This window comes from Streptomyces sp. NPDC058534, from assembly GCF_042717365.1.
Lineage (GTDB): Bacteria > Actinomycetota > Actinomycetes > Streptomycetales > Streptomycetaceae > Streptomyces.
The window spans coordinates 95839-105427 of sequence record NZ_JBHXNW010000012.1 but is presented as its reverse complement, the minus strand read 5'-3'; the positions used below and the strand labels follow the sequence as shown (position 1 = coordinate 105427).

At 72.8% G+C, this 9589-nt stretch carries 7 protein-coding genes; 6 read left to right on the top strand and 1 reads right to left on the bottom strand.

Features of this window, described 5'->3' with window-relative positions:
• Positions 1-190 precede the first annotated feature (190 nt).
• From ACFWR9_RS10075 to ACFWR9_RS10060, 4 genes are read left to right on the top strand one after another with little or no spacing between them, the layout of a single operon-like run.
• Positions 191-1876, top strand: a complete 1686-nt coding sequence (locus tag ACFWR9_RS10075; protein ID WP_383838366.1) for a cellulase family glycosylhydrolase — start codon at positions 191-193, stop codon at positions 1874-1876.
• A gap of 54 nt (positions 1877-1930) precedes the next feature.
• Complete coding sequence (locus ACFWR9_RS10070) at positions 1931-2500, top strand: hypothetical protein (RefSeq protein WP_383838364.1); 570 nt, start codon at positions 1931-1933, stop codon at positions 2498-2500.
• Between the two features lie 53 nt (positions 2501-2553).
• Positions 2554-3243 carry a response regulator transcription factor gene (locus ACFWR9_RS10065; protein WP_383838361.1) on the top strand — a complete coding sequence of 230 codons (690 nt, stop codon included), beginning with the start codon at positions 2554-2556 and terminating at the stop codon, positions 3241-3243.
• Positions 3240-4562: an ATP-binding protein gene (locus ACFWR9_RS10060; RefSeq protein ID WP_383838358.1), complete on the top strand. Its 1323-nt coding sequence runs from the start codon at positions 3240-3242 to the stop codon at positions 4560-4562. The genes ACFWR9_RS10065 and ACFWR9_RS10060 overlap by 4 nt, the downstream gene beginning before the upstream one ends.
• A gap of 22 nt (positions 4563-4584) precedes the next feature.
• Here the strand turns inward: ACFWR9_RS10060 and ACFWR9_RS10055 are convergent, their stop codons facing one another.
• On the bottom strand, positions 4585-5445 hold the full coding sequence (locus ACFWR9_RS10055) for a CAP domain-containing protein (RefSeq protein WP_383838355.1): 861 nt from the start codon (positions 5443-5445) through the stop codon (positions 4585-4587).
• 231 nt (positions 5446-5676) lie between these two features.
• On the opposite strand from ACFWR9_RS10055, the gene ACFWR9_RS10050 reads away from it, so the two are divergent.
• Positions 5677-5994: a hypothetical protein gene (locus tag ACFWR9_RS10050; RefSeq protein ID WP_383838351.1), complete on the top strand. Its 318-nt coding sequence runs from the start codon at positions 5677-5679 to the stop codon at positions 5992-5994.
• 106 nt (positions 5995-6100) lie between these two features.
• Positions 6101-9475 (top strand): pyruvate carboxylase, encoded by a 3375-nt coding sequence (locus tag ACFWR9_RS10045; protein WP_383838348.1) that lies wholly within the window; start codon positions 6101-6103, stop codon positions 9473-9475.
• The last annotated feature ends 114 nt before the right edge of the window (positions 9476-9589 follow it).

Sequence of the window (9589 nt, the reverse complement as noted above, 5' to 3'; positions counted from 1 at the left end):
TGGTTGTTTTTGTTTTCTCCCGCGGGGGGGTGTGCGTGCGCGCCGGGCGGGGGGGGGGGGGGGGCCCGGGGGGGGACCGGGTTTTCTGTGCGACGTCTTGACGTGTACGCGGCGTAGTGAGTGGATGGAGTGTGGTGTGGGAGCGCTCCCACATCACACCTCCCGTGTCCGCACTACTCCTGGAGTCGCCGTGCGCACAGCAAGACGAGACGCGCCGAAGAGCCCGCCGGTCCGACTGTCGGCCCGACTGTCGGCCTTGCTGGCCGCCCTGATCGGGCTGGTTCTCTTCGGCGCCTTCTGCCCCTCCATGGCAGTGGCGCGGTCAGCGGTCGGTGCGCAGGCGACCGGCCTGCACATCAGCGACGGCCGCTTACTGGAGGGCAACGGCAACGACTTCGTCATGCGCGGGGTCAACCACGCCCACACCTGGTACCCCGGTGAGACGCAGTCCCTCGCGGACGTGAAGGCGCTGGGCGCCAACAGCGTCCGCGTCGTCCTGTCCGACGGCCACCGCTGGAGCGAGAACAGCCCCGAGGACGTCGCCGGCGTCATCGGGCAGTGCAAGGCCAACCGGCTGATCTGCGTGCTGGAGGTCCACGACACCACCGGCTACGGCGAGGACGCCGCGGCCGGCACCCTCGACCACGCGGCCGACTACTGGATCGGCCTCAAGGACGTGCTGGCCGGTCAGGAGGACTACGTCGTCGTCAACATCGGCAACGAGCCCTGGGGCAACACCGACCCCGCCGGCTGGACCGGGCCGACCGTCGCGGCGGTCGAGAAGCTGCGCGACGCGGGCTTCCAGCACACGATCATGGTGGACGCGCCCAACTGGGGGCAGGACTGGCAGGGCGTCATGCGGGCCAACGCGCGGTCCGTGTACGACGCCGACCCCACCGGCAACCTGATCTTCTCGATCCACATGTACAGCGTCTATGACACGGCCCAGGAGATCACCGACTATCTGAACGCGTTCGTCGACGCCGGACTGCCCATCCTCATCGGCGAGTTCGGCGGCCCCGCCGACCAGTGGGGCGACCCGGACGAGGACACCATGATGGCCACCGCCGAACAGCTCGACCTCGGCTACCTGGCCTGGTCCTGGAGCGGCAACACCGACCCGGTTCTCGACCTCGCCCTCGACTTCGACCCCAGCCGGCTCAGCTCCTGGGGCGAGCGCATCTTCCACGGCGTCAACGGCATCGCCCAGACCTCCGAGGAGGCCACCGTCTACGGCGGCGGCACCCCGGACGACACCGAGGCACCGACGGCACCCGGCACGCCCACCGCCTCCGCGGTCACGGCCACGTCGGTCACGCTCGGCTGGGCCGCGGCCACCGACAACACCGGTGTCGCCGGCTACGACGTCGTCCGCGTCGCCGACGGCGCCGAGACCGGGGTCGCCGCGTCCACGACCACCACCACCGCCACGGTGACCGGCCTCACCGCCGGCACTGCCTACACCTTCGCCGTCTACGCCCGGGACGCGGCGGGCAACCGCTCCGCCCGGTCGGCCACCGTCGACGTCACCACCGACGAGGGCGGCACCCCGGGTGCGGCCTGCTCCGTCGGATACCGCGTCGTCGGCGAGTGGCCGGGCGGCTTCCAGGGCGAGATCGCCGTCCGCAACACCGGCACCGCCGCCATTACCCCGTGGACGCTCGCCTTCACCTTCGCGGACGGCCAGACCATCACCAACATGTGGGGAGGCGCCGCCACCCAGAACGCCGGCGCGGTGAGCGTCGCCCCCGCCTCCTACACCGCCACCATCCCGGCCGGAGGCACCGTCACCCTCGGCTTCACGGCCGGGAAGGGCGCCGCCAACACCGCCCCGGCCGGGTTCCGCCTGAACGGGTCCGACTGCGCCAGGGGGTGACCGTACGACCTCACGTCCCCGCGTCCCCGTCGGCCGGCGGCGGGGACGTGAGGGATGTCACCACGACCCCTTCACCACGACACCTCACGGACGTTGGCCTGGCTCTGCGGCTGCGTCGTCGCGGTGATCTCCGACCGGTGGCGGCTCGCCGAGAACGTCACCGTCAGGTCCTCCGGCTCGCTCTGCTCCGTACTCACGGTGAAGCCCTGGTTCGGCACCGCCGAGATCAGACACACCCCGGAGCCGCCGAACCGCACGGTCGCCTTGCCGCCCTCCGAGGGCACCGTGTACACGCCCGCGCCGCCCTCCTCGCACCCCGGGTCGCCTCCGCCGGCCGGCGGTCGCGGGGACGTGGTGGAGGCGGTCGGCGTCGGAGTCGCGGTCGGGCTGGGCGGCTTCGTGCTCGTACGGGACGGCGACGGGCTGGGCTTCCGGCTGGACGCCGACGGGCTGGGGGAGGGCTTCGCGGTCTTGGACGGCTTGGGCGCGGGAGAGGCCGGGAGCTCCTTCGGCGCCGACTGCGCGACCGGTGCCGTCGGCCGGGTCGAGCCCACCACGAAGTGGATCGTGATGATGACAGCCGTGACACTGGCTGCCGTGCACGACAGCCAGATGATCAGGTAGCGCAGAAGGCGGGACACGACACCATAGTGACGGACCGGCTAACGTGCCTGCCCATGGCCTCCGTACTCGTCGTCGAGGACGACCCCGTGATCCGGGCCGCGCTGATCGAGGTCCTGACCGGGCACGGCTACGCCGTGAAGACCGCGCGCCAGGGTTTCGAGGCGTTGCGCGACATCACCCAGAGCCCGCCGGACATCGTCGTGCTCGACCTCGGGCTGCCCGACCTCGACGGGCTCGACGTGCTGCGGATGATCCGGGGCATCTCCCGCGTCCCGGTGCTGGTCGCCACCGCCCGTGACGACGACACCGAGGTCATCCGGCTGCTCAACGCCGGGGCCGACGACTACATGGTCAAGCCCTTCTCCGGCGGCCAGCTCGCCGCCCGCCTCGCCGCCGTGCTGCGCCGCTCGGTGCCCGCCGACGTCCGGGCGGCGCGGCAGCCCGTCCTCCAGGTCGCCGACCTGCGCATCGACGTCACCGCCCGCACCGTGCACCTCGCCGGCCGGGAACTGCCCCTCACCCGCCGCGAGTTCGACCTGCTCGCCTACCTCGCCGCCAACGCCGACCAGGTCATATCGCGGCAGCGGATACTCGCCGAGGTGTGGCAGCAGCCGTACGTGGAGGACCAGACGGTGGACGTCCACCTCTCCGCACTCCGCCGCAAACTGGGGGAGAAGGCGCGAAAGCCCCGCTATCTCCACACCGTGCGCGGCATCGGCATCAAGCTGGTCAGCGCGCCATGAGACGTGCCCTCGCCGGGATCGCCCTGGCCGTCACCTCGATGGTGGCGCTGTCGTTCCTCATCCCGCTCGCCCTGCTGGTGCGCGAACAGGCCCGGGACCGGGTCACCACCGCCGCCGAGCAGCGCGCCTCCGCCCTGTCGCCGGTGCTCGCCCTCACCACCCGGCGCGCCGACGTGCAGCAGGCCGTCGCCGAGCTGGGCTCGTCCGACCAGCTCGTGGTGCGGCTCCCCGACGGCGGCTTCGTCGGCACCCCGCACGCCCCCGAGAGCGCGCTCGGCCGGGCCGTACGGGGGCGCGAGACGCTCGCCGTCGACACCGACGACGGCTGGGTCTACCTCCAGCCCGTCGTCCTGCGGGGCGACCGGGTCGCGGTCGTCGAGGCCTACGTGCCCGCCGCCGACCTCACCCGGGGCGTCGCCGCGTCGTGGGGCGTCATGGCGCTGCTCGCCCTCGGCCTGGTCGGCGGCTCGGTGCTGGTCGCCGACCGGCTCGGCGCCCGCGTCGTCCGCTCCTCGCGCGGCCTCAAGAGCGCCTCGCTCGCCCTCGGCTCCGGCGACCTCGACGTACGGGTGGAACCGGACGGGCCGCCCGAGCTGCAGGAGGCCGGAGTGGCGTTCAACAGCATGGCCGACCGGGTCGTGGACCTGCTCGCCGTCGAACGCGAGCTGGTCGCCGACCTCTCCCACCGGCTGCGCACCCCGCTGACCGCCCTCTACCTGGAGGCCGACCGGATGGGCGCGACGCCGAGCGCCCGGCGGGTCACGGAAGCGGCCGGGCAACTGGAGAGCGAACTGGACGCGATCATCGCGGCGGCGCGTACGCCCCTGGCCGCGGCGCAGCTCGGCGGGGCGGCGGCCGGCACGGGGAAACCGTGCGACGTCGCCGAGGTGGTCGCCATGCGCCTGGACTTCTGGTCCGTCCTCGCCGGCCAGCAGGACCGGGAGTACCAGCGTTCCCTGACCCCGCGACCGGCACCCGTCGCGTTCCCCGACGACGACCTCGCGGCCGTCGTCGACGCCCTGATCGGCAACGTCTTCCGGCACACCCCGCAGGGCACCGCCTTCACGGTGCTCGTGGAGCGGCAGGACCGGCACGTCTTCCTCACCGTCGACGACGCCGGGCCGGGCGTGGCGGATCCCGAGGCGGCGCTCACCCGGGGCGTCAGCGTCGGCGGCTCCACCGGCCTCGGCCTCGACATCGTGGCCCGGGCGGCCCGCGCGGCGGACGGCGAGCTGACGATCACCCGCGCGCCGATGGGGGGCGCGCGGGTGCGGGTGTCGTTCGTGCTGGCCGGCGCCCGTGAGGGTGCTCAGCGGTGACGGGGGCCGGCGGTGACGCGGGTCAGCGGCTCGCGCCGAAGTTCTGGGTCCACCAGGGGCCGCCGTCACCGACGTGGACACCGACGCCCAGCTCCTTGAAGGAGCAGTTGAGTATGTTCGCGCGGTGGCCCTCGCTGTTCATCCAGGAGTCCATGACCGACGCCGCGTCCGCCTGACCGCGGGCTATGTTCTCACCGAGCGTGGACCACTGGTAGCCGGCGGCCTCGACGCGGCTCGTCATGGTGGAGCCGTCCGGGCCCGTGTGGGACATCACACCGCTGCTCGCCATGACGTCGCTGTAGTCGTCCGCGGCCCGGGTCAGCTTGTCGTTGGCGGTGACCGGGGAGCAGCCGGCGGCGGCCCGCTCCTCGTTCACCAGTGCGAGCACCTGGGCCTCGGTCCCGCCCGACCCACCGGAACCCGAGCCGGAGCCCGATCCCGAACCCGTGCCGCTGTCCGACCCCGTGTCGCCGCCGGCCGACCGGTCGCCGCCGCTCTTCGCCGTCGCCTTCTTCGTCGTGCGGGAGGCGGGAGCGGCGGCCTTCGCGGCGCTGGTGGACGGGCTCGCCGTCTTCTTCGGCTTCTTCTTCGGTTCGGCGCTCGCGCTCGGCGAACCGCTCGCCGTGCTGCTCGGGCTCGCCGACGGGGACGTCAGGGGCGACGCACCGCCCGCCGCGTCCTCGGCGTTCGGCGTCTGTTCGGCGGCATTCGCGCTCACCTGGTCCGAGGCCCCGCCGTCGTCGCCGTCGGCGACGGCCAGCGTGATCCCGACGCCCGCCGTCAGGGTGACCGCGCCGAGCACCAGCGCGGCACCGCGGGTCCTGAGCCCACCGCGGGGGCGGGCGTGGGAGCGGGACGGGCGAGCGGCTCGGCGGGAACCCATACGCAGGACACCTCGGCTTGTCTGTCGGCTGTCGGAACCCCGACCCGTACCCGGTGGACGCGAACGCGCCCACCGGGACTGTGGGGGGTGTTCGAGAGCCTAGGACCCGAACGGCGGAGAAACGGCCGTTCGAAGGTCATCTTCAGAAAGCCTTAAAAGAGCCGCCAAAGTCCGCTGAGGTGAGGAGCCGGTCGCGGGGTAGGGGAAAGAGACACCCGAAGGAGGAGTGTCATGACCACCTACGTCATCTCGGTTCCGGGTACGTTCACCGGCTCCGTACCGGACGTCACGAAGGACGAGCTGGCCCGGGCGCTGCGCCCGGCGGATCCGCACCGCACCCACCTGGGGGACGAGGAGGACCTCGACGCCCTCTCGGTCAACGACGACGGCACCTTCACCATGCGCCTCACCGTCGAGGCGGACACCCGCGCCCACGCGGAGGGCCGGGCCCAGGAGGTGGCGGACTCCGCCCTGCGCGCCGCCGGTCTGGACCGTGACAGCACACCGCTCGGACCGTCGGTCGTCACCGGGATCGACTCCGACGTGTGAACCGGCCCACAGCAATCGCGGGCCTTGAGTGGCCCGGCTCACATGGCGTACCGGAGGTGGCGCCGACACGATGGTCTCGTCACCCGGCAGGCTGAAGGGATCAAGAATGTTCCGCAAGGTGCTGGTCGCCAACCGCGGTGAGATCGCGATCCGCGCGTTTCGGGCGGGCTACGAGCTCGGCGCGCGCACCGTCGCCGTCTTCCCGCACGAGGACCGCAACTCGCTCCACCGGCTGAAGGCCGACGAGGCCTACGAGATCGGGGAGCCGGGGCATCCGGTGCGCGCGTATCTCTCCGTGCAGGAGATCGTCCGCGCGGCGCTCCGCGCGGGAGCCGACGCCGTGTACCCGGGCTACGGATTCCTGTCGGAGAACCCCGAGCTGGCCCGTGCCTGCGAAGAGGCCGGCATCACCTTCGTCGGACCCAGCACCCGGATCCTCGAACTGACCGGCAACAAGGCCCGCGCCGTGGCCGCCGCCCGCGAGGCAGGCGTACCGGTGCTCGGGTCCTCCGCGCCCTCCACCGACGTGGACGAACTCGTCCGCGCCGCCGACGACATCGGCTTCCCCGTGTTCGTCAAGGCGGTCGCCGGCGGTGGCGGGCGCGGCATGCGCCGGGTCGAGGACCCCGAGCAGCTGCGGGAGTCCATCGAGGCGGCGTCCCGGGAGGCCGCCTCGGCCTTCGGCGACTCCACGGTCTTCCTGGAGAAGGCGGTCGTGGAGCCCCGCCACATCGAGGTGCAGATCCTCGCCGACGGGCAGGGCGACGTCATCCACCTCTTCGAGCGGGACTGCTCGGTGCAGCGCCGCCACCAGAAGGTGATCGAGCTGGCGCCCGCTCCCAACCTGGACCCGGCCCTGCGCGAGCGGATCTGCGCCGACGCGGTGAACTTCGCCCGGCAGATCGGCTACCGCAACGCCGGCACCGTGGAGTTCCTCGTCGACCGCGACGGCAACCACGTCTTCATCGAGATGAACCCCCGCATCCAGGTCGAGCACACGGTCACCGAGGAGGTCACCGACGTCGACCTCGTCCAGTCCCAGCTGCGCATCGCCGCCGGTGAGACGCTGGCCGACCTCGGGCTCGCGCAGGAGAACATCACCCTGCGCGGCGCCGCCCTCCAGTGCCGCATCACCACCGAGGACCCGGCCAACGGCTTCCGCCCGGACACCGGCCAGATCAGCGCGTACCGCTCACCCGGCGGCTCCGGCATCCGCCTGGACGGCGGTACCACCCACGCAGGCACGGAGATCAGCGCCCACTTCGACTCGATGCTGGTCAAACTCTCCTGCCGCGGCCGGGACTTCACCACCGCCGTGAGCCGCGCCCGGCGCGCCGTGGCCGAGTTCCGCATCCGCGGCGTCGCCACCAACATCCCGTTCCTCCAGGCGGTCCTGGACGACCCGGACTTCCAGGCGGGCCAGGTCACCACCTCGTTCATCGAGCAGCGCCCGCACCTGCTCACCGCCCGGCACTCCGCCGACCGCGGCACGAAGCTGCTGACCTATCTCGCCGACGTCACCGTGAACAAGCCGCACGGCGAGCGCCCCGAGCTGATCGACCCGCTGACCAAGCTGCCGGCGGTGCCCGCGGGGGAGCCCCCGGCCGGATCCCGGCAGCTGCTGGCCGAGCTGGGCCCCGAGGGCTTCGCCCGCCGGCTGCGCGAGTCGACGACCATCGGCGTCACCGACACCACCTTCCGCGACGCCCACCAGTCGCTGCTCGCCACCCGGGTGCGCACCAAGGACATGCTCGCCGTCGCCCCCGTGGTCGCCCACACCCTGCCCGAGCTGCTGTCCCTGGAGTGCTGGGGCGGCGCCACCTACGACGTGGCGCTGCGCTTCCTCGCCGAGGACCCGTGGGAGCGGCTGGCCGCCCTGCGCGAGGCCGTGCCCAACATCTGCCTCCAGATGCTGCTGCGCGGCCGCAACACCGTCGGCTACACCCCGTACCCGACCGAGGTCACCGACGCCTTCGTGCAGGAGGCCGCCGCCACCGGCATCGACATCTTCCGCATCTTCGACGCCCTCAACGACGTCGAGCAGATGCGGCCCGCCATCGAGGCCGTACGGCAGACGGGGACGTCCATCGCGGAAGTGGCTCTCTGCTACACCGCCGACCTGTCCGACCCCGCCGAGCGGCTCTACACCCTCGACTACTACCTGCGCCTCGCCGAGCAGATCGTCGACGCCGGCGCCCACGTCCTGGCGATCAAGGACATGGCCGGCCTGCTGCGCGCCCCGGCCGCGGCGACCCTGGTGTCCGCGCTGCGCCGCGAGTTCGACCTGCCGGTGCACCTGCACACCCACGACACCACCGGCGGCCAGCTCGCCACCTACCTGGCCGCCATCCAGGCCGGCGCGGACGCCGTCGACGGAGCGGTGGCGTCCATGGCCGGCACCACCTCGCAGCCGTCCCTGTCGGCGATCGTGGCCGCCACCGACCACACCGAGCGGCCCACCGGCCTCGGCCTGAGGGCCGTCGGCGACCTGGAGCCGTACTGGGAGAGCGTCCGCAAGGTCTACGCGCCCTTCGAGGCGGGCCTCGCCTCCCCGACCGGCCGCGTCTACGACCACGAGATCCCCGGCGGGCAGCTTTCCAACCTGCGCACCCAGGCCATCGCGCTCGGTCTCGGCGACCGCTTCGAGGACATCGAGGCGATGTACGAGGCCGCCGACCGGATGCTGGGCCGCCTGGTGAAGGTCACGCCCTCCTCCAAGGTGGTCGGGGACCTGGCCCTGCACCTGGTGGGCGCCGGTGTGTCCCCGGCGGACTTCGAGGCGGAGCCGGACCGCTTCGACATCCCCGACTCGGTCATCGGTTTCCTGCGCGGCGAGCTGGGCACCCCGCCCGGCGGCTGGCCCGAGCCGTTCCGCAGCAAGGCGCTGCGGGGGCGGGCCGAGGCCAAGCCGGTGCCCGAGCTGAGCGCCGACGACCGCACCGGGCTGGCCAAGGAGCGCCGGGCGACCCTCAACCGCCTGCTGTTCCCCGGGCCGGCCCGCGAGTTCGACACCCACCGCGCGTCCTTCGGCGACACCAGCGTCCTGGACAGCAAGGACTTCTTCTACGGGCTGCGCCCCGGCCAGGAGTACACGGTCGACCTCGATCCCGGTGTCCGGCTGCTCATCGAACTCCAGGCGGTCGGCGACGCCGACGAACGCGGGATGCGCACCGTGATGTCCTCGCTCAACGGACAGATCCGGCCCATCCAGGTCCGCGACCGCTCGGCGGCCTCCGACGTCCCGGTCACCGAGAAGGCGGACCGCACCGACCCCGGCCATGTCGCGGCGCCCTTCGCCGGTGTGGTGACCCTCGCCGTCGCCGAGGGCGACGAGGTGGCGGCCGGTGCCACCGTGGCCACCATCGAGGCGATGAAGATGGAGGCCACGATCACCGCCCAGAAGGCCGGCACGGTGACCCGCCTCGCCATCAACCGCATCCAGCAGGTGGAGGGCGGCGACCTGCTCGCGCAACTCGCCTGACCCTGCGGTGAACCCGCGCGCCCGGGGCCCCCACCCCGCCGCGCCCGGGGTCCCGCTGTGATCTACCCCGGGCCGGCACCCGGGTGCGCTGTGAGTCCCGTGGGCTGGGCCCCC